Annotated in this window: 18 protein-coding genes; 10 read left to right on the plus strand and 8 right to left on the minus strand. The window is 71.8% G+C overall.

The features are described from left to right. Positions 1–117 precede the first annotated feature (117 nt). Positions 118–1,602: a xylulokinase gene (xylB, locus tag ACIOEW_RS08230; RefSeq protein WP_401962462.1), complete on the minus strand. Its 1,485-nt coding sequence runs from the start codon at positions 1,600–1,602 to the stop codon at positions 118–120. 257 nt (positions 1,603–1,859) lie between these two features. Between xylB and xylA the strand changes: the two genes are divergently transcribed. Next, positions 1,860–3,029 (plus strand): xylose isomerase, encoded by a 1,170-nt coding sequence (xylA, locus tag ACIOEW_RS08235; RefSeq protein ID WP_362541991.1) that lies wholly within the window; start codon positions 1,860–1,862, stop codon positions 3,027–3,029. Positions 3,030–3,117: 88 nt separating this feature from the next. Here the strand turns inward: xylA and ACIOEW_RS08240 are convergent, their stop codons facing one another. From ACIOEW_RS08240 to ACIOEW_RS08255, 4 genes are all read right to left on the minus strand, one after another. Then, positions 3,118–4,362 carry an ROK family protein gene (locus ACIOEW_RS08240; protein WP_362541988.1) on the minus strand — a complete coding sequence of 415 codons (1,245 nt, stop codon included), beginning with the start codon at positions 4,360–4,362 and terminating at the stop codon, positions 3,118–3,120. Positions 4,363–4,463: 101 nt separating this feature from the next. Continuing rightward, a complete protein-coding gene (locus ACIOEW_RS08245) occupies positions 4,464–5,111 on the minus strand; it encodes a DUF305 domain-containing protein (protein WP_401962466.1) in 648 nt (215 codons plus the stop codon). Next, positions 5,108–5,758 (minus strand): DUF3105 domain-containing protein, encoded by a 651-nt coding sequence (locus ACIOEW_RS08250; RefSeq protein ID WP_401962468.1) that lies wholly within the window; start codon positions 5,756–5,758, stop codon positions 5,108–5,110. The genes ACIOEW_RS08245 and ACIOEW_RS08250 overlap by 4 nt, the downstream gene beginning before the upstream one ends. Positions 5,759–5,832: 74 nt before the next feature. After that, positions 5,833–6,261, minus strand: coding sequence for a hypothetical protein (locus ACIOEW_RS08255; protein ID WP_362541979.1), 429 nt, complete (start codon positions 6,259–6,261; stop codon positions 5,833–5,835). Positions 6,262–6,383: 122 nt separating this feature from the next. Between ACIOEW_RS08255 and ACIOEW_RS08260 the strand changes: the two genes are divergently transcribed. Beyond that, positions 6,384–7,268, plus strand: a complete 885-nt coding sequence (locus tag ACIOEW_RS08260; RefSeq protein WP_362541976.1) for a phospholipid scramblase-related protein — start codon at positions 6,384–6,386, stop codon at positions 7,266–7,268. Positions 7,269–7,700: 432 nt separating this feature from the next. Here ACIOEW_RS08260 and ACIOEW_RS08265 read toward each other — a convergent pair whose 3' ends face one another. After that, the gene (locus tag ACIOEW_RS08265) at positions 7,701–8,657 is read right to left on the minus strand and encodes a phosphotransferase family protein (RefSeq protein WP_401962471.1); all 957 of its coding nucleotides are present in this window, start codon (positions 8,655–8,657) and stop codon (positions 7,701–7,703) included. A 37-nt stretch (positions 8,658–8,694) separates the two neighbouring features. Then, positions 8,695–9,474 (minus strand): VOC family protein, encoded by a 780-nt coding sequence (locus tag ACIOEW_RS08270; protein ID WP_401962472.1) that lies wholly within the window; start codon positions 9,472–9,474, stop codon positions 8,695–8,697. Between the two features lie 142 nt (positions 9,475–9,616). On the opposite strand from ACIOEW_RS08270, the gene ACIOEW_RS08275 reads away from it, so the two are divergent. Both ACIOEW_RS08275 and ACIOEW_RS08280 read left to right on the plus strand, forming a co-directional pair. Further along, positions 9,617–11,308: an FUSC family protein gene (locus ACIOEW_RS08275; RefSeq protein WP_401962474.1), complete on the plus strand. Its 1,692-nt coding sequence runs from the start codon at positions 9,617–9,619 to the stop codon at positions 11,306–11,308. Then, positions 11,305–11,811, plus strand: coding sequence for a MarR family transcriptional regulator (locus tag ACIOEW_RS08280; RefSeq protein WP_362541964.1), 507 nt, complete (start codon positions 11,305–11,307; stop codon positions 11,809–11,811). The genes ACIOEW_RS08275 and ACIOEW_RS08280 overlap by 4 nt, the downstream gene beginning before the upstream one ends. A gap of 89 nt (positions 11,812–11,900) precedes the next feature. On the opposite strand, the gene ACIOEW_RS08285 is transcribed toward ACIOEW_RS08280, so the two are convergent. Then, complete coding sequence (locus tag ACIOEW_RS08285; RefSeq protein WP_401962477.1) at positions 11,901–12,656, minus strand: IclR family transcriptional regulator; 756 nt, start codon at positions 12,654–12,656, stop codon at positions 11,901–11,903. Between the two features lie 517 nt (positions 12,657–13,173). Between ACIOEW_RS08285 and ACIOEW_RS08290 the strand changes: the two genes are divergently transcribed. The 6 genes from ACIOEW_RS08290 (at position 13,174) to ACIOEW_RS08315 (ending at position 19,346) form a co-directional block, all read left to right on the plus strand. Beyond that, positions 13,174–14,772, plus strand: coding sequence for an ATP-binding protein (locus ACIOEW_RS08290; protein ID WP_362541958.1), 1,599 nt, complete (start codon positions 13,174–13,176; stop codon positions 14,770–14,772). Then, complete coding sequence (locus tag ACIOEW_RS08295; RefSeq protein ID WP_148016885.1) at positions 14,769–15,176, plus strand: roadblock/LC7 domain-containing protein; 408 nt, start codon at positions 14,769–14,771, stop codon at positions 15,174–15,176. Before ACIOEW_RS08290 ends, ACIOEW_RS08295 begins: the two co-directional genes overlap by 4 nt. Then, positions 15,173–15,544 carry a DUF742 domain-containing protein gene (locus ACIOEW_RS08300; protein ID WP_326740158.1) on the plus strand — a complete coding sequence of 124 codons (372 nt, stop codon included), beginning with the start codon at positions 15,173–15,175 and terminating at the stop codon, positions 15,542–15,544. Before ACIOEW_RS08295 ends, ACIOEW_RS08300 begins: the two co-directional genes overlap by 4 nt. Further along, complete coding sequence (locus ACIOEW_RS08305) at positions 15,525–16,139, plus strand: GTP-binding protein (protein WP_401962481.1); 615 nt, start codon at positions 15,525–15,527, stop codon at positions 16,137–16,139. Before ACIOEW_RS08300 ends, ACIOEW_RS08305 begins: the two co-directional genes overlap by 20 nt. Before the next feature lie 105 nt (positions 16,140–16,244). After that, positions 16,245–17,822, plus strand: coding sequence for a cytochrome P450 (locus ACIOEW_RS08310; protein WP_401962484.1), 1,578 nt, complete (start codon positions 16,245–16,247; stop codon positions 17,820–17,822). A gap of 183 nt (positions 17,823–18,005) precedes the next feature. Next, positions 18,006–19,346: a 6-phospho-beta-glucosidase gene (locus ACIOEW_RS08315; protein ID WP_401962485.1), complete on the plus strand. Its 1,341-nt coding sequence runs from the start codon at positions 18,006–18,008 to the stop codon at positions 19,344–19,346. Positions 19,347–19,715 lie beyond the last annotated feature (369 nt).

Genomic DNA, 19,715 nt, shown 5'->3' on the forward strand with positions numbered 1-19,715 from the left:
GCGTGCGCTTGTGTGCGGCGCGCGACGGGACATGACAGGCAGTCAGTCAGTTGGATCGGTCCGGTCCGGCGGTGCGCTCCACCGGCCCGGACGTGCCGTCGGCTCTGCCCGCCGGCATCAGCCGGCCGCGCCCAGCAGCGGCCCCGCCGCCCGCTCCAGGACCGAGCTGACCCGCTCCCAGGTGGCCACATCCCTTTCGATCGCTTCCAGGTGCACCTCTTCACCCGTGTCCCACCCGGTGACGATCGCGACCGGGTCCGCGCCCGTGACCGCCGCGGCGGCGAGCGCGGCCGCGCCCAGGGCGACCAGTTCGCCGCCGGCGGGCACGGTCACCGGCCGCCCGGAGAGGCGGCGCACGGTGTCCACCCAGACGCGTCCCTGGGCGCCGCCTCCGATCAGCCGGAGCGGCCGGTTCGCCACCTCGGGGTCGGCCGGGTCCAGCCCGCAGGCCAGCAGCAGTTCGTCGAGCGCGCGCAGCACGGTGACGACCGCGCCCTCGTAGGCGGCGCCCAGGAGTTGCTGCGGAGTGGTGTCGTGGCGCAGACCGGTGAGGAGGCCGGCGGCGCTGGGCAGGTCGGGGGTGCGTTCGCCGTCCAGGTAGGGCAGGAGCACGGCCTCGCCGCCGGGGGCCGCGTCATTGCGGTCCAGGCCCAGCAGGGCGGCCACCTTGTCCACGGCGAGCGTGCAGTTGAGGGTGCAGGCCAGCGGCAGGTACGTACCGTCCGCCGCGGCGAAGCCGGCGAGCGCGGGGGAGGCCGGCCGTGCCCGGGAGGCGGTGAAGACCGTGCCCGAGGTGCCCAGGCTGAGGACCGGGTGGTCGAGGAGTCCCGCGCCGCCGAGTCCGAGGCCGACGGCGGCGCTCATGTTGTCACCGGTGCCCGCTGCCACTGCGATGCCGGCGGGCAGGCCCAGTGTTTCGGCGGCCGCCTCCGTCAGTGAGCCGACGCGCGCCGCCCCGCCGGGCGCCACCTCCGGCAGCGATGCCGGGTCGATGGCGAGGAGCGCGAGGAGCTCCGGGTCGTAGGAGCCGGTCGCGGTGGAGTACCAGCAGGTACCGGACGCGTCGCCCGGATCGGTGGCGGCGCGGCCGGAGAGGCGCTCGGTGAGGAAGTCGTGGGGGAGCCGGATCGCGGCGGTCGCGGCGGCGGTCTCCGGTTCGTTCTCCCGCAGCCACTGCCACTTCGACGCGGTCATCGAGGCCACCGGCACCGAACCGGTGCGCGCGGTCCAGGCGTCGGCCCCGCCCAGTGCCGCGATGAGGGCGGCGGCCTGCGGGGCGGAGCGGGTGTCGTTCCAGAGGAGGGCAGGGCGTAGCGGGCGGCCCGCGCCGTCGAGGACGACCAGTCCGTGCTGCTGCCCGGCGACGGCGATCCCGGTGATGTCGGCGACGGCGACGCCGGACTCCTTCAGTCCGGCGGCGACCGCATCGCGCAGCGCCTGCCACCACACCTCGGGATCCGTCTCGCGGGCCCCGTTCTCGCCGGTGACGACATGCGGAGCACGGCCGACGGCGAGCAGCCGGCCGGTGGCGGTGTCGACGAACGCGGCCTTGGTGGACTGGGTGGAGCTGTCCACACCGATGACGACCTCATGCGGCGGCATGGCTGACCTCATTCTCTGGCTCAGGGGGTTCCCGGCCCGGGACCCTCACACTGCGGGCTCTCGCGTCGCCGGGATTTGATCGTGCGGTGAACAAATTACGCGATGGAGTCCGTTCGGAACAGGGGCCGCTCCGGATTTCCCGGGACGGGGGGTTACGTCGGAGGGGTGCTCCGTGCATGATTAGTCATGACAGTGAACAAATTGAGGTTCGGCCGCTCGACCGGCTGCGGACCCACGGCACCGAAGGCGGCTCGACCATGACGGAAAGCTTCACGCCCACCCCGCAGGACAAGTTCACCTTCGGTCTGTGGACCGTGGGCTGGCAGGGCCGCGACCCGTTCGGGGACGCGACCCGGGAGCCGATCGACCCGGTCGACTCCGTCAAGCGGCTCGCGGAGCTGGGCGCGTACGGCGTGACCTTCCACGACGACGACCTGATCCCGTTCGGCTCGACGGACTCCGAGCGCGAAGGCATCGTGAAGCGGTTCCGGCAGTCGCTGGACGCGGCCGGACTCGTCGTTCCCATGGCGACGACGAACCTCTTCACCCACCCCGTCTTCAAGGACGGCGCGTTCACCGCGAACGACCGCGACGTCCGTCGCTACGCCCTGCGCAAGACGCTGCGCAACATCGACCTCGCCGTCGAGCTCGGCGCCACCACCTACGTCGCCTGGGGCGGCCGCGAGGGCTCCGAGTCGGGCGCCGCCAAGGACATCCGCGTCGCGCTCGACCGCATGAAGGAGGCCTTCGACCTGCTGGGCGACTACGTCACCGAGCAGGGCTACGACCTCAAGTTCGCGATCGAGCCCAAGCCGAACGAGCCCCGCGGCGACATCCTGCTCCCCACCATCGGCCACGCCCTCGCCTTCATCGAGCGCCTGGAGCGCCCCGAGATGGTGGGCGTGAACCCCGAGGTCGGCCACGAGCAGATGGCCGGGCTGAACTTCGCCCACGGCATCGCCCAGGCCCTGTGGGCCGGCAAGCTCTTCCACATCGACCTCAACGGCCAGTCCGGCATCAAGTACGACCAGGACCTCCGCTTCGGCGCCGGCGACCTGCGCCAGGCCTTCTGGCTCGTCGACCTGCTGGAGAACTCGGACTACGCGGGCCCGCGCCACTTCGACTTCAAGCCGCCGCGGACCGAGGACTACGACGGTGTCTGGGCCTCGGCCGCGGGCTGCATGCGCAACTACCTGATCCTCAAGGAGCGCGCCGCCGCCTTCCGCGCCGACCCTGCGGTACAGGAGGCGCTGCGCGCGTCCCGCCTGGACGAGCTGGCCCAGCGCACCGCCGAGGACGGCGTGGCGGGTCTGCTGGCCGACCGCTCGGCCTTCGAGGACTTCGACGTGACCGCCGCGGCGGAGCGCGGCATGGCGTTCGAGGCGCTGGACCAGCTGGCGATGGACCACCTGCTCGGCGTCCGCTGACCCGGCGGGACACGCGACGGCGGTGACAAGAGGGGGACGGACGCGCACTGCGCGGCGGTCCCCCTCTCCGTGTGTCCGGCCCGTTCGATCAGACCCGTGCCCGCCCCGCGTACGCCACCGGATCGGCCAGCACGTCCGTCATCACCAGCGCCGCCGCGCCCCGTGCCGCGTCACCCGCGACGGACGAGGCGCGCAGCCGGGCGCTGCCCGGTGACCACAGCCCGGAGACCACCCGGTCCGTCAGCTCCTCGTCGGCCGACGGTGCCAGCCACGGCATCAGGTTCCGGTAGATCCCACCGAGCACCACCGCGTCGGGGTCCAGCAGATTGACCGCCCCCGACAGCACCCGGCCCAGTTTCCGGCCCGCCTCGGCGACCGCGGCCACCGACCGCTCGTCCCCGGCCCGGGTGCGCCGCTCCAGCTCGGCGACCCCGATTCCGCTGCCGGTCTCCTCGATCCCGGCCGCCCGCAGGAGCGCCGCCTGCCCCGCGTACTGCTCCAGGCAGCCGCGCGAGCCGCAGCGGCACTGCGGTCCCGCCGTGTCCACCACCACATGCCCGATCTCCCCGGCGAAGCCGTGCGCACCGCGCAGCAGTTCGCCGTTGACGACCAGGGCGCCACCGACGCCGATCTCACCGGTCAGATAGAGGAAGCTCCGGACGCGCCCCAGTCCGCCGAACCACAGCTCGGCCAGTGCCGCGAGATTCGCCTCGTTCTCCGAGCTCACCTTCAGCGCCTCGTGACCGGGGCGTTCGGCGGCCAGTGCGGCGGCGAACAGTTCCTCGGCGGGCACCTGGTTCCAGCCCAGGTTCGGGGCCTGGCGCACCGAGCCGCCGGAGACCAGACCCGGCAGCGCCAGGGCGACGCCGACCGGGAACAGTTCCTGTTCGCGCGCCGACTCCAGGGTGCGCGCGGCGATCCGGGCCGCCCGCGCCAGCACCTCGGCGGGCGGCGCCCCCCGGTTGTCCAGGTGCTCGGTGAGCCGGACCCGGCCGGTTCCGGCCAGATCGACGACCACCACCGACACATAGTCGATGTTGACCTCGACGCCGAGCCCGGCCGGCCCGGTGCGGGCCGTCTTGAGCGCGGTTCCGGGCCGGCCGGCCTGGCCGCTGAACGTCTTGCCCGACTCCGTGAGGAACCCGCTGTCGAGCAGCTGCTCGACGAGCGAGGACACGGCGGCCCGGGTCAGCCCCACCCGCGCGGCGACCCCGGCCCGGGTCGCCTCGCCCTCGCCCTCGTCGCGGACGGCCCGCAGCACGAGGCTGAGGTTGCTGCGCCGGACGGTGTCCTTGTCGGCCTTGGGCCCCAGCGGCGTGAGGTTGCTCTTCATATCGGTCCCGAGCCTATGCGATCCCGTACGTCAGTACGGTCGCGATGCGGGCAGACCGGGCCCCGGCCGCGCGGGGGGCGCGACCGGGACCCGGCGGCGGTTCAGGCTGTGGCCCCGCGCTCCTTGAGCATGTCCGCCATGAGCGCGATCTCCGACTGCTGGCCCAGGACCATGCCCGAGGCCAGGTTCCGGATCTCGTCGGTGCCCGCAGCGGTGGCGGCCGCCTGCGCCATCTCCGCCCCGGCACGGTGATGTGCGGTCATCAGCTTCAGGAAGCGCACCTCGGCATCTCTGCCCTCGGCCGCCCGCAGCGCGTCGAGTTCGGCGTCGGTCGCCATGCCGGGCATCAGCGCGCCGTCTCCGCGCGGGGTGATGTCATGCCCCATCCACGCCATGGGCGGCCCGGGGGAGCTCTTCGCCCGCCCCCACGTCTCCAGCCAGCCCAGCATCATGCCGCGCTGGTTGGCCTGGGTGTTGATGATGTCGTACGCGAGCCGGCGCACCGCCACGTCGGAGGTGCGGTCCCGGACGATGAACGACATCTCGACCGCCTGCTGATGGTGGACCGCCATGTCGCGCGCGAATCCGACATCGGCCGAGGTCTCGGCGGGAGCCGCCGTGGACGTCGCGGTGGCGGGGGCCGACGAGGAAGGGCGTACGAGCATCAGTACGACCAGACCGAGCGCGAGCAGCAGAACCGCCCCGCCGGCCAGCACCATCGGCCGTGACGCACGGGCCGCGGACGTCACTTGGCGATCCCGCCGGAGCAGGCGGCGCCCGGCTCCGGGGTCTGCGGGCCCTGGACGTACTTCGTGAAGAACTGCGCCACGCGTGCGTCGGCGGCGCTCTTCACGGCCAGCTGCTTGCCCCAGGCGCTGAGCATCAGCGGGGACCCCTGGTCCTCCAGCGGACTCATCAGGGAGTACGGGGTGGCCGAGACCTTCTTTTCGAGCTTCTTGACGTCGGCCGGGTCCGCCTTGCTCGTGTACGTGACCCAGACGGCGCCGTGCTCCAGCGAGTGGACCGCGTTCTCCTTCGGTATCTCCTTGGTGTAGACATCCGCGTCGCAGTTCATCCACACCGGGTTGTGATCGCCGCCGACCGGCGGGTTCATCGGGTAGTCGACCTTCTTCTCGACATGGTTCTGCGCGAGCTTGTCCCAGCTCTTCTCGCCCTCGACGGGCGAGGACTTGGCGGCCGTCTCGGCCTTGTCCTGCTCGTCGGCGGCGTTCATCAGGTAACCGCCGCCGACGACCAGACCGGCCACGACGGCGACGGCCGCGGTGATGGTGATGATGCGGCTGCGGCGCTCACGGGCCCGCTCTTTGCGGCGGGCCTCGTCCAGCTTGGCGCGGCGGGCGGTGGCAGGGGTGTTCTGCTTCTTGGCGGAGGCCATGGTGGGTCCTTGGGTTCGTGACGCGGATGGGTTGCGGGCACGCGGGAGCGTCCTCGGGACGTGCGAGGACGGTCCTAGATCCGTTGAACCTGCAGGCGCAGATGGTCGACGTCGCCCACGGCGTCGTTCGACGGGCCACGGATGGCGGCGGCGCCGGTGAGCGGGGCGGAGGGGAGCGGCGCGGCGCCGGACGGGAGCGCCGCGGGAGCGGGCTGGCCGGGCAGCACGACGGGCGCGGAGTGCTCGGACGCGCCGTGGCACGAACTTCCCGGGCCGCGACTGTCGGGGGCGTCGGCCCTGACCACCGGCGCGGACACCGCGAGGGTGGTCGTGACGGTGGTGAGGTGCGCGGCCGCCGAGGCGGGACCATGATGCGGGGACGAGGTCTCGCCGGAGGCCGGTGGGCAGCACGCCACCATGGCGATCAGGACGAACACCCAACCGAGCACCACGGACGCGCGGGCGCTCCGCCGCCGGTCCGTGCGTTCGCTCAGCCAGTTCACCCCGGCATCGTACCGGTGTGTGAAGTTTCAATGAGTGCGGGACCGGGTGAGCCGTGACGGGTGAAGCTGTGGATCCCAGGGGCAGGGGTTCCCATTGCGGCGCGCCGGGATAGTGTGCCCCGGTGACAACGCACTCGAACGTATCTGCGGGCTGGTATCCGGATCCGCACGGCGCGCCCCAGCTGCTGCGCTACTGGGACGGTTCCCAGTGGACCGAGCACACCAATCCGGCCGGCGGGCAGCAGCAGGCTCAGGCGCCCGCCCAGGTACAGCAGCAGGCCGCCCCGCAGCAGCACCAGCAGGGTGCCCAGCAGCAGGCGGCGGTGCCGCAGCAGGGCATGCAACAGCAGCAGCCCGCTGTGCCGCAGCAGGGCATGCCCCAGCAGCAGGGCGCCGCCTCGGGAGCGGGTTCGCTCTTCAACCAGCAGGTCCTGGTCGTGAACCAGAAGGCCAAGCTGATCGAGGTGACGAACGAGTACAGCGTCTTCGACCAGCACGGCAACACCGTCGGTTCGGTCGTCCAGGTCGGCCAGAGCGCGCTGCGCAAGGTGCTGCGCTTCCTGACCAGCATCGACCAGTACCTGACCCACCGGCTCGAGATCCGCGACGCGTACGGCCAGCCGCAGCTGCTGCTGACCCGCCCGGCGAAGTTCATCAAGTCCAAGGTCATCGTGCAGCGCCCCGACGGGCAGCCGGTCGGCGAGATCGTCCAGCAGAACGCCATCGGCAAGATCAATTTCGCGATCATGGTCGACGGCCGGCAGATCGGCGCGATCAAGGCCGAGAACTGGCGCGCCTGGAACTTCGCGATCGTCGACCACAACGAGGCCGAGATAGCCCGGATCACCAAGACCTGGGAAGGCCTCGCGAAGACGCTGTTCACCACGGCGGACAACTACGTGCTGCAGATCCACTACCAGCTGCCCGAGCCGCTGCTGAGCCTCGTGGTGGCGACGGCGCTGACCGTGGACACGGCCCTCAAGCAGGACGCCCGCGGTTTCGGCTGATCTTCCGGCCCCTCCCGTACGCACAACCGCCCGCGCTCCCCACACGACTGTGTGAGGGGCGCGGGCGGTCTCGTCCGCCGTCGGGCGGCCCCGGCCTGGAGAACACCGCGGCGAGGATCGCCGCGGCCAGGGCCCCGGCGGCCACGCCGCTGCCGAAGACGGTCCGCGCCCGCACCGGCAGGCCCGCGTACATCTCCGCGGCGAGTACCGGCAGCAGACCGGCGCAGGGGGCCCGGCGACTTCTACTGCCTGGAGCGGGGCGACACGCTCTGCTGCGCCGGCGGGCTCCTCCACCGCCGGCGCCCGATCGAACCGGGTACGCGAGTCCTCGTGGTCGGCATCGGGGACCACGTCCAGGTGACGGACGAACACACAGCGGCTGACGGCGGCGTTCCGCCCGGCGGCGGGGCGGAACGCCGGAGCGGGCGGCTCTCAGCCGTAGCGGAGGAACAGCTCCTGCACGTACTCCTCCAGCCGCCGGGTCAGCAGCTCGGGCGTCAGGTCGTCCCGTCCCAGTTCACGCCAGGGGCCGGCCACCTTCTCGGCGTCGGGGGCGAAGGCGAGCGCGTCCAGCAGGCGCCAGTAGAGATGGTCGCCGGCCTCCTTGGCCAGCAGGCCGCCCGCGCCGAGATAGGCGTCGGCGAACGCCATGCCGGAACCGGCACCGTGCAGCAGGGCCAGCGCCGTCGAGCAGTGGGCCACGTCCAGGTCCGCAGGACCCCACGACGTCTCCACCCAGTCGACGACGCCGGTGACGCGCAGTGAGTCGCCCTCCCCGTCGAACAGCACGTTGCCCGGATGGAAGTCGCGGTGGAGGAAGCGGGGCCGGTACTCCGGTGCGTCGCGGCGGATGATGTCGACGGCCCGTCGCCACAGCTCGGGCCGTGCCGTGGCCTCCGGCACGCGCACCCGGTCGGGCGCGGTCCAGGCTTCGTAGGTGCGGGGCCGGTTCTGCGCGGTGACCCGGACCCGGTGGATGCGGACCAGTTGGCCGGCCAGCAGCTCGGCACGGGAGCCGGCTCCCTCGTCGGACAGGCGCACGGTTCCGGGCAGCAGGGACATCAGCAGCGACGGGTGATCGCAGTGCGCTGCCGTCGCGTCCACCCCGTGAAGGACCGCCGCCGGCACATCCGTACGGCCCAGCAGTGCCAGCACGTCGGCCTCGCGGGTGAGCAGGCCCTCCGCGTGCCGGACGAAGAACGGTTTGACGAAGGAGCGCAGCACCAGGCGTCCGGGGGCCTCACCGCCGGTGATGCTCAGCTGCCGCATCTGCGAGGTCCAGCCACCGCGCAGCCGCTCGGCGGCGACGACGCGCGTGCCTGCGGGCAGCCCGTCGTCCACCCACGCACGGGTGTTGGCCCACTCGTGGTCCCGGTCGTCCGTGCTCATCCCGCTCACCGTTGCCTCCCTGTTCCGTGCGGGGAGACTATCCAGGCCGCGACTGCTCCTCGTCGCCCGCCCGGTAGATGCCGAACACGGCGCCCTGCGGGTCGCGCACCAAGGCGATCCTGCGGCTGTGCGCGATGTCCGTCGGGGGCATCAGCAGGTCACCGCCCCCGCTCTGCGCAGTGGCCGCGGTCGCGTCGACGTCCGCGACGGCGATGTACGGCAGCCAGTGCGGCGGCACCTCGGGCGGGACGTTCTCGTCCATCGTCAGCAGGCCGCCGAAGTCCTCCCCGCCGACACCCCACTGCGGGTACGTCTCCGAGGCCCTGGCCGTCCAGCCGAAGACGTCGGCGTAGAAGGCGAGCGCCTGCTCCCTCTCGCGGGTGACGAGCTCGGTCCAGCCCAGCGCGCCCGGTTCGTTGAACAGGTCGGCGCCGGCGAAAGCGCGGCCCTGCCACAGGGAGAACACCGCACCGGACGGGTCCGCGAGGACGGCGAACCTGCCCTCCTCGAAGACCTCCATCGGGCCGGCCAGCAGCGAGCCGCCTGCTGCCTTCGCCTTCTCGGCCACCGAGTCCGCGTCCTCCACGGCGAACGAGACCGTCCAGGCCGGCGGCTGCCCGGGCCGGTACACGGGGCTGAGTGCCGCGACCCGGGCGTCCCCCAGGTGCGCCATGGTGTAGCCACCGGCCTCCTCGCGAGGATCCGTCTCGGTCTGCCAGCCGAAGAGAGCGGTGTAGAAGGACTTGGCCGCCGGGACGTCGGAGGTGCTCAGCTCGATCCAGCAGGGACCGCCGGGCACCGGTGCGGTGAGTTTCATTCGGACTCCTCCGTGCGTGGCTCGATGTGCGCATGGCTTCCTGGCACAGCTGAACGCTAAGACCGTGCGCCGGGGCGGGCCATCGGGGGAGGGGCCACTCGATTAAGTCGTTTACATGTGTAATACCTGCTAAAGTATTTGAGTGAGTAATACAAGCATCCGGTCCCGGCAGCCCTCCGTCCGCAGAATCACGCTGGCGGCGCCGTTGCGCCTGGCCCGGCCCTCGGACATGTGGTTCAAGCCGGCGATCAGCGTGGTGGTGGCCACGGCCATCCCCAACCTGGTGCTGTACTCCCTGGACCGCCTCGACCTCGTGATGTACACGATGGCCGGCTCGCTCTGTGCCCTGTACGGCCACAATCTGCCGTACGCCCGCCGCGCCAGGACCGTCGTCGGAGTCGTCCTCGGCATGCTCGCCGGCCTGGCGGTCTCCCTGGTCACGGCCTCACTGACCGGTTCGACCGCGGTCCTGATCGCCGTCGGCGCACTCCTGGCCGCCGGCCAGAAGCTGCTCTGTGACGCCACCCGCATCGGACCCCCCGGACCGGTGATCTTCACCTTCGTCAGCTCCGCCGCCCTGTTCACCCCGCAGGAGATCGGCCAGGTGCCGGGCCACCTCGCCCTGACCCTCGGCGCCGGTGCGGTGTCCTGGCTCGTCACCGTCGCCCCCGCTCTGGTCCGCCGCGAGGGACCCGAGCGCCGCGCCACGGCCCGCGCCCTGAACGCCGCAGCGGCCTACGTCGCCGAGCCGGACCACCGAACCCGCCGCGCCGCGGTCGCCGCCGTGCACGCGGCCTGGCAGACCCTCCTCGCCGCCGGACGGCCCACCCCCGTACGCAGCGCCCTGGAACGCCTTGTCGTCCACGCCGAAACCGCGCTCTCCGCGAGCGCGGGGGACACGGCCGAGTACGCCGGCCGGCTCCGCGAGTGGGCCCGGCAGACGCGGTCCCGCGGTCCCGTCCCCACACCCGCGCCCGCCCCCGGAACCGCCGCCGAACTCTTCGGTGTCGACGCCGAACGCGCAGCCCGGCGCCGCACCTCCCACAGCGGGGCCCTGCGCGCCCTGGTGCACCGCCTCGCCCCCGGCTCCCCGCTGCTGCCGGTCGCGGCCCGCACACTCATCGGCTGCGCCCTGGCCGGGTACATCTGCTCCGCAGCCGGCGTCGGCCGCCCCTACTGGGCGATCGTGACCGCCGCCTCGCTCTACCAGGCCAACGTCACGCTCTCCTGGAACCGCACCCTGCAGCGCACCCTCGGCAACCTGCTCGGCGTCCTGGTCTTCGCGGCCGTGCTCCCCGTCGCCAGGATGGACCCGCTGGCCCTGATCGGCTTCTGCCTCCTCTTCGGGTTCGCCGCCGAGGCCCTGATCACCCGCAACTACTGGCTCGGCTCCGTGGCCGTCACCCCGATGGCGCTGCTCGTCCTGGAGTACGCAGGCAGCCACCCGGCCGGCGAACTCATCGGCGACCGGGTCCTCGACACCGTCATCGGTGCCGCCGTCGGATTCCTCGCCGCGGCGCTCGTCACCAACCGCCGCGCCACCGGCCGCGTCGAGAAGGCCCTGGCCGCCGCCGAGCAGGCCCGCGCCCACGCGGTGCAGACCCTCGCGGCCCCCACGCCCACGCCCGCCGCGCTGGACGCGGCACGCCGCAGGCTCACCGGATCCCTGGTCGAACTGCGCGAGGCGGACGACACAGCGGCCGGTGAATGGTGGCAGCGCGCCCTGCCGCAGGAGGCGGTGCTCGCGGCCGAGCAGGCCGGACACCGTACGCTCGCGGCGACAGCGACACGGCAGGGGATGATCGCCCCGGCCCAGGAGAACGGAGCGGTGTGACCGACGACATCGTGGCCTCGGTGGTACGGCAGTGGCAGGCCGTGAACCCGGAACTCGACACCGGGCCGATGGAACTCATCGGCCGCATCAACCGCTGCTCCGCCCTGCTCCAGCAGGCCGAGGACGCGCCGCTGCGGGCGGCCGGACTGACCCGCGCCGAGTTCGACCTGCTGGGCGCCGTGCGGCGAACCGGCCGTGAACTCACCCCGGGCGAACTGGCCAGGGAGACGTTCTCCTCCGGCGCCGCCGTCACCAAACGCCTCCGGGTCCTCCAGGAGAGCGGCCTGATCGACCGCCGCAGCGACGCGCGGGACCGCAGGGTCGCGCTCGTCCGCCTCACCGACGAGGGTCGCGAACTGGTCGACGGACTGCTGCCCAAGCAGCTCGCGTACGAACGCGCGTTGCTCTCCGGTCTCGACGCGGAGTCCCGCGACCGGCTCAGCGCACAACTCAGCGAGCTGCTGGTCCAGCTGGAGGGCCGCATCGGCGGCGCCCGCCGCTGACCCGCCGGGCTACCCGGCGTGCTGCCGGCCACCCGGTCGTTCCGGACAGCCGCCGGGCTACTCGGCCGTGCGGGACAGTCGCCGGGCTACTAGGTCGTGCCGGACAGCGCGGCGGAGCGGAGCAACTCCCCGGCGCGGCGCTCCAGTGCCTCGTCGTCGCCGCGGCCGGCCGGTGAGCACGCAGCCAGTGCCAGCCGGTCACGCCAGGTGGAACCGGTCAGAGGTACGGCGACCGCGTTCATGCCCTGCACCGACTCGCCGCGACTGAGCGCGTATCCGCGCTCACGGGTCCGGGCCAGTTCGGCGAGGAGCTCCGGCCGGGAGGTGAGCGTGTGAGGGGTGACCGCGTCCAGCCGCTCCCGCGGAAACACGGCGCAGACCTGTTCGGTGGTCATCCGGGAGAGCAGTAACTTGCCGCCTGCCGTGGCGTGCGCGGGGCGGGTGCGGTCCCGCTCCAGCATGACCCGCACCGGATGGCAGGACTCCCGGCCGTCGGTGACGATGACCTGATCGCCGATCAGGGCGGCGCTCAGCACGGTTTCACCCGTACGCAGCAGGGCGTCCTCCAGTACCGCACCGACCTGTTCCCGGACGGGGGCCCCGAACCCGGCCGGGCGGCCCAGCCGCACCAGCTCGGGACCGGCCGAGTAGCCCCGCCCCGACGCCTCCCGGATCGCGAATCCGCGCCCCTCCAGGGTGCTGAGGACCCGGTGGGCGGTGGAGCGGCCGATGGAGAGCAGGTCGGCCGCCTCGGAGACGGTCAGTGAGTCATGGGTGAGGAACAGCCGCATCAGCCGGAGGCCGGTGTCGAGGGATTCGATGGTGTAGCCCCGCGTCGGCCCCATGAGATGTGTGTTCCCCTTCGTGCCCCGGATTGCGCTGCACCCTTGCGGTGGTCATGAATCTGCTCCTTTCGATCCGCTTCGATCACATGTGCCCTTGTCCCTCCCTGTGGGACATGAAGGATCGCCCTGAAGTCGGATTGCTCGGCAGATCACGCCTTGACCGTACTGCTTGCGGTGCTGATTGCCGTACTGCTTGAGCGGGGAGAGCCGGTCGGCGCTCGGCGATTGGCTCGCTTCCGTCCCTCAGGAGAGGACAAGCGCAGGCGATTTGCTCCACTCCCTCCACCTCGTCACTCCCCGCACACGTCTGTTGGCGGTGCGTGCAAAAACTCGTGAGTGTATTACCGCGGGAGCGCTCGCGCAGGGGGTTGGGTGAATGTGCCGAAGCCCTGTTTCGATCTGACTAAGCTCACGCACAGTGAAGCCGAGTTGATATGAATTCGAGCGCTTGTTCCCTACTGCCCTGCAAGCGCCGTACCTCCTGATTACCTCCCGAATCAACCGCCAGAGGTTTTAGATGGTTCGTGTCGAATCACCGCCGATCGACCGAGAAACACCTGTCGTCCGCGCCGTGTTGCTGCCCGTCGTCGTGATGGCCGGAGCAACCGCGGCCGCCGTGGCGCTGGTTGCCGAGGCCGCGCGGATACCAGTCGTCTGGTGCGGCGTCTTCGCCACCGTCGTGGTCGCCGTGCTCACCGCCGAACTCGCCCGCCGCTCACGCAGGATCCGGCGGCAGCGCGCCCACTACGAGCAGCGCGTCACCGCACTGGAGCGGCGCATCGCCAATCACGACGAAGAGACCGTGCGGATCAGCAAGGAGCTCCTCCCCGCGGCGATCCACCGTCTGCGCGTGGGCAATTCGCCCGACGAGGTGCTGCGGGACGTCGTGGACGGCGACGAGGCCTACCGACATCTCCCCGACGCGCAGCGCGCCCTCGTCTACACCGTGCTGGACATCATCGACAACGAGGAGGCGACGCGTGACTCCGCGCAGCGCGCCTTCGTCAACGTCGCCCGTCGTGTCCAGGCGATCGTCCACCGGCAGGCCAGCGAACTGCGGGAGATGGAGGAGCACCACGGACGCAACCCCGACGTCTTCGACGACCTCCTCCGCATCGACCACGGCACCGCGCTGATCGGCCGGCTGGCCGACTCCATCGCGGTGCTCGGCGGCGCCCGCCCCAGCCGTCAGTGGCCCAAGCCCGTACCGCTGTTCAGCGTGTTGCGTGGCGCCATGTCGCGCATCCTGGAATACCCGCGCGTCGATCTGCACTCGATCGCCAAGGTGGCCATCATCGGCACCGCGGTCGAACCGCTCATCCACGCCTGCGCCGAACTCCTCGACAACGCCACCCGGTACTCGCCGCCGCAGACCCGCGTGCACGTCACCGCCGTCGAGGTCCAGACCGGCATCGCCATCGAGATCGAGGACGGCGGCGTCAGTCTCAGCGAGGAGGCCCGGGCCCGGGCCGAGAACATGCTCGCCAGGGCTCAGGCCGGCTCCAGCATGAACGACCTCGGTGAGTCACCCCGCCTCGGTATGGCGGTCGTCGGCCGGCTGTCGCGGATGTACGACCTGCAGGTCTCCCTGCGGCAGTCCGCGTACGGCGGTGTCCGGGCCGTGCTCATCGTGCCCCGTGCCATGATCACCACCGGACCCGCTCCCGGTATCGCCCACGGCATCGGCGCCACGTCGCGGCCCACCAGCGACATCGACCTCGCGGACATGAAGCACGTCGTCCCGGCCCGCAGCTCCCATCGCAAGCCGCAGCCCGTCGCCGCCCGCCCGGCCACCGGACCGGTCGCACCCGACACCCGCCCGGCCGCCCCGGCCGTCGCCATGGCGGACGACGTCCCGGTGGTGACCGAGTGGACCTCGGGCGGACTCCCGCAGCGTCGCAGCCGCGGCCGTGCACCGCTGGGTTCGCACAACCTTCCCGCCCAGACCACGGAATCCGGTGCCGGCCGGAGCAACGGCAACGGCCAGGCCAACGGCAAGGAACCGCCGCCCGGGATCTGGCTGGAGGCGTTCACCAAGGCCGCCAACGGCACGCCCCAGGAGCCCAGGGCAGACGAAGACTCTGACGATACGTGGGACAAGGGAGACCTGAAGTGATCCAGCAGCGGGGCAACATGGACTGGATGCTCAAAGAGCTCGCCGACGACGTCCCCGACATCCATCAGATCGTCGTGCTCTCCGCGGACGGCCTGCGCATCGCCCGGCACGGCGGCGACCCCGACGTCGCCGACCGGCTCGCGGCGGCCTGCGCCGGGCTGCAGAGCCTGGCCGCCGCGGTCGCCTCGGAAATCCCGTACAGCGACGGCAGAATGCGGCTCGTCGTCATCGAGGTGACCGGCGGCTTCTTCTATCTGATGGCCGCGGGTGCCGGCGCCTATCTCGCGGTGCTCGCCGGTGAGACGGTCGACGCGGGACTCGTCGGAGCGCGGATGCGCGACATGGTCGTACGCATCGGCGCCCACCTCACGAGCCCGCCCCGACACGACGGGCAGGCCGGATGAGTTCTTCCCGACGAGAACGCCGCAAGGCCGATCCGGCACTGAGCGATCCGGAACGGCTGTACGTCATCACCGGCGATCCCGACGGCAGCGAGCGGGCAGCGCTCGACCTGGTCACGATGGTGGTCTCGAAGTCGCAACCGAAACCGACGGTCCAGCCCGAGCAGGCCGTGATCCTGCGGCTCTGCCAGGCACCGTTATCCGTCGCCGAGATCTCCGCCTACCTCAGCCTGCCCTTCAGCGTGGTGACCTCGCTCCTCACCGAACTGCTCGCCACGGAACTGATCGAATCGCGCGCGCCCATCGTCCGCGCGACCCTCCCGGACAGGTCCCTCCTCGAAGCGGTGATGCATGGACTTCAGAAGCTCTGACACGATCACGGGCCCCCGGAGCGAGGACGTCCTCCCCACCACGGCCACCGCCGCGGTGAAGGTCGTGATCGTCGGCGGGTTCGGGGTCGGCAAGACGACCATGGTCGGCTCGGTCAGCGAGATCCGGCCGCTGACCACCGAAGAGACCATGACCCAGGCCGGCGTCGGCGTGGACGACAACTTCGGGGTGGAGAGCAAGACCGCCACCACCGTCGCCATGGACTTCGGCCGGATCAGCATCAGCCAGGAGCTGATCCTCTACCTGTTCGGCACCCCGGGCCAGGAGCGCTTCTGGTTCCTGTGGAACGGACTGTTCGAGGGCGCACTCGGCGCCGTCGTGCTCATCGACACCCGCCGGCTCGAAGTCAGCTTCGACGTCATCGGGCGGCTGGAGGAGCGCGGTGTGCCGTTCGTCGTCGCCGTCAACACCTTCCCCGATGCGCCGAACCATCCCGTCGAGGCGCTGCGCAGCGCCCTGGACCTGCCGGACGAGGTCCCGATGATCGACTGCGACGCCCGGCTGCGCGCCTCCAGCCGCGATGTGCTCATGACGTTGATGCGCTATCTGCACAGCCTGGCCGTCCCGCTCGGCTGACGTCGCCGCACGCGATGCCCGCACGCCCAGCCCGCAACCGATCCGCGCGCCCCCACCGCGTACCCCATTCGTCCGGCCCTTGGCAGCCTGATCCCTGGAGCGATCGTGACAACCCCATTCCACTACGAGCCCGGCGAGGCCACGGGGCCGGTTCCGCCCCCCGAGTGCCCGGCCCACGGCCTCGGCATCGGCCCCGGTGGCCTGCGACGGCTCTACGGCCCCGAGGCCGAACAGGACCCACACGGCCTGTACGGGAAACTGCGCGCCGAACACGGCTCGGTGGCACCCGTACTGCTGCACGGCGACGTACCCGCCTGGCTCGTCCTCGGGCACAGCGAGAACCTGCACATGACCCGTACGCCCTCGCAGTTCTCCCGCGACTCGCGCCGCTGGCGGGCCCTGCAGGACGGCACTGTCGCACCGGACCACCCGCTGGCCCCGATCTTCACCTGGCAGCCGGTCTGCGTCTTCGCCGACGGCGCCACCCATGAGCGTCAGCGTGGCGCTGTCACCGACGCCATGAGCCGGATCGACACCCGTGGCGTGCGGCGCCACGTCAACCGCTACAGCAGCCGGCTCGTCAACGAATTCTGCCGGGAGGGCCGCACCGACCTGGTGAGCCAGTTCGCCGAGCGGCTGCCCATGATGGTGCTGTGCGCGATCATCGGCATGCCCGAGGAGTACAACGACCGGATGGTGCAGGCCGCCCGCGACATGACCAGGGGCACCGCGACCGCAGTCGAGAGCAACGCCTATGTGCTGGACACGCTGAACCGCCTCGTCGAGCGGCGCCGCCGCGAACCCGCGGACGACTTCGCCACCTGGCTCGTCGAGCACCCGGCCGAGATGAACGACAAGGAACTGGCCGAGCATCTGCGGGTCATCCTGATCTCCGCCTACGAAGCGACCACCAACCTGATCGCCAACGTGCTCCGCATGGTGCTCACCGATCCGCGCTTCCGGGCCCGGCTCAGCGGCGGCCACATGACCGTCCCCGAGGCGGTCGAGCAGACCCTGTGGGACGAACCGCCGTTGACCGCGGTCTTCGGCCGGTGGGCGGTGGGCGACACGGAGCTGGGCGGGCAGCGCATCAAGGCGGGCGACGCGCTGATCATCGGTATCGCCCCGGCCAACACCGACCCGGTGGTACGGCCCGACCTGAACGCCAGCATGGAGGGCAACCGCGCCCACCTCGCGTTCAGTGGCGGACCCCACGAGTGCCCGGGTCAGGACATCGGACGCGCCATCGCGGACGTGGGCGTCGACGCCCTGCTGATGCGCCTGCCCGACCTCGAACTCTCCGTCGACGAGAGCGAACTCCGGTGGGTCGGCAACTTCATGGGCCGCCACCTGGTGGAACTCCCCGCCGATTTCGCGCCGCGCCCCCCGCAGGACGACCGGGAACCGCCCTCCATGGGCAAGCCGAACCCGTCGCGCCAGGACTGGGAGGTGCACTCCGCGGTACGGCACACGGCACCGACCCCGGTACGCGCCCCGGTCCCGGCGGAACCGGCCCGCGCAGCGGCCGGTGCGGGCCCGGCGGGGGCGACCGTCGCCGTCGACGGATCCGTCGACGGAGGGTCGGGCGGCGGCTCCGCGACAGGAATGATCCCGCAGCAGCGCAGGCCCGCGGCCCCGGCCAGGCTGTGGCGCGTCGTGACCCGCTGGTGGAACGGCTACTGACCCGGGAGCGCCTGACAACGACAGCCCGGTGGAGGCGGACCCGCGGGTCCCCGCTGCCGGGCCGTCCCCGTGGTCCGGGCGCACCGGTCGGCCTGTGCTCGTGGTCCGGACGCACTGACCACGGGGACAGACCTGCCGGTCGCTCGGTGCCCCGCGCGATCACCCCACGTACCATGCGGAAGCGTGAAGCTGACAATTCTGGGCGGCGGCGGATTCCGGGTACCACTGGTGTACGGGGCGCTGCTCGCCGACCACGCCGAGGGCCGCGTCTCGGCCGTCACCCTCTACGACACGGATGTCGACCGGCTCACTGCCGTGGCCCGGGTCCTCACCGAGCAGGCCGAGGGAATCCCGGACGCGCCCGCCGTCGTCGCCACCACCGAACTGGACGAGGCCCTGCGCGGCGCCGACTTCGTCTTCTCGGCGATCCGGGTGGGCGGCCTCGCGGGCCGGGCCGCGGACGAACGGGTGGCCCTCGACGAGGGCGTGCTCGGCCAGGAGACGGTCGGCGCGGGCGGAATCGCCTACGGGCTGCGCACCGTGCCGGTCGCCGTCGATCTGGCCCGGCGCATCGCCCGGCTCGCCCCGCAGGCCTGGGTCATCAACTTCACCAACCCCGCAGGCCTGGTCACCGAGGCCATGTCCCGTCACCTCGGCGACCGAGTCATCGGGATCTGTGACTCACCCGTCGGCCTCGGCCGGCGCATCGCCCGGGTGCTCGGCGCCGACCCCGACCGGGCCCGGATCGACTACGTCGGCCTCAACCACCTCGGCTGGGTGCGCGGGCTGTACGTCGAGGGCCGCGACGAACTCCCGCGCCTGCTCGCCGACCGGGAACTGCTCGGCTCCTTCGAGGAAGGCCGGCTCTTCGGCGCCGACTGGCTGCGCTCCCTGGGCTCGGTCCCCAACGAGTACCTGCACTACTACTACTTCAACCGTGAGGCCGTCCATGCCTACCAGGAGGCGGAGCAGACCCGCGGGGCCTTTCTCCGCGAACAGCAGGAGGGTTTCTACGGCCGGATGAAGGACCCGGCCACGCCCGCGCTGGCCACCTGGGACCGCACCCGCGCCGAGCGCGAGGCGACGTACATGTCGGAGAACCGTGAGGTCGCGGGGGCGGGTGAGCGGGACGAGAGCGATCTGGACTCCGGTGGCTACGAGCAGGTCGCGCTCGCCCTCATGCGCGCCGTCGCCCGGAACGAACAGACGTCCCTCATCCTCAACGTCCGCAACCGCACCACCCTTTCGGTGCTCGACGCGGACGCCGTCATCGAGGTGCCGTGTCTCGTCGACGCGAACGGCGCCCGTCCCGTCGCCGTCGATCCGCTCCCGTACCACGCTGCCGGGCTGGTCACTGCGGTGAAGGCCGTGGAACGCGCGGTGCTCGACGCGGCAGCGAGCGGATCACGCACCGATGCCGTCCGGGCCTTCGCGCTGCATCCGCTGGTCGACTCCGTCTCGGTCGCCCGCCGGCTGGTCGACGGCTACACGAAGGCCCATCCGGAGCTCTCGTATCTGCATTAGAGCCTCTGGGTCGGGCCTGTTCCGGACCGGTTCGGACCGGTTCGGACCGGTTCGGTTCGGACCGGATCAGGCCGGATCCGGTCCTCCGCTGCCAGGAACTCGCTGCTGACCAGGACATGGAGCTGAGCCGCCGGCCAGGCGTCGCGGTGGCGCCGCGCCCCCTGCGAGTGAGTTCCTCCAACGGGCAGCGGCTGGTCCCGCCTGCGGGCCCCCGACGACAACCGCTGCGCGGCGCGAGGCTGAGCTCCAGCCCGGCGGCCGTGAATCACGGTCAGCGGCCGGAGCCCGGCCAGTTCCTCGGCGTACCGCACCTTGGCGTACCGCACCTCGGCGGGGCGGACGCTGCAACGGGGCCGCAGCGCTGTCCGT

Source organism: Streptomyces sp. NPDC087901 (assembly GCF_044742205.1).
In the GTDB taxonomy this organism is placed as follows: Bacteria; Actinomycetota; Actinomycetes; order Streptomycetales; family Streptomycetaceae; genus Streptomyces.

Coding starts and splice junctions, on each gene's coding strand:
- ACIOEW_RS08265 (WP_401962471.1), bottom strand. CDS start 8,657: ATGAGCACGGACGACCGGGACCACGAGTGGGCCAACACCCGTGCGTGG.
- xylB (WP_401962462.1), bottom strand. CDS start 1,602: ATGCCGCCGCATGAGGTCGTCATCGGTGTGGACAGCTCCACCCAGTCC.
- ACIOEW_RS08250 (WP_401962468.1), bottom strand. CDS start 5,758: ATGGCCTCCGCCAAGAAGCAGAACACCCCTGCCACCGCCCGCCGCGCC.
- xylA (WP_362541991.1), top strand. CDS start 1,860: ATGACGGAAAGCTTCACGCCCACCCCGCAGGACAAGTTCACCTTCGGT.
- ACIOEW_RS08285 (WP_401962477.1), bottom strand. CDS start 12,656: ATGGGGCCGACGCGGGGCTACACCATCGAATCCCTCGACACCGGCCTC.
- ACIOEW_RS08300 (WP_326740158.1), top strand. CDS start 15,173: ATGAGTTCTTCCCGACGAGAACGCCGCAAGGCCGATCCGGCACTGAGC.
- ACIOEW_RS08290 (WP_362541958.1), top strand. CDS start 13,174: ATGGTTCGTGTCGAATCACCGCCGATCGACCGAGAAACACCTGTCGTC.
- ACIOEW_RS08240 (WP_362541988.1), bottom strand. CDS start 4,362: ATGAAGAGCAACCTCACGCCGCTGGGGCCCAAGGCCGACAAGGACACC.
- ACIOEW_RS08305 (WP_401962481.1), top strand. CDS start 15,525: ATGGACTTCAGAAGCTCTGACACGATCACGGGCCCCCGGAGCGAGGAC.
- ACIOEW_RS08270 (WP_401962472.1), bottom strand. CDS start 9,474: ATGAAACTCACCGCACCGGTGCCCGGCGGTCCCTGCTGGATCGAGCTG.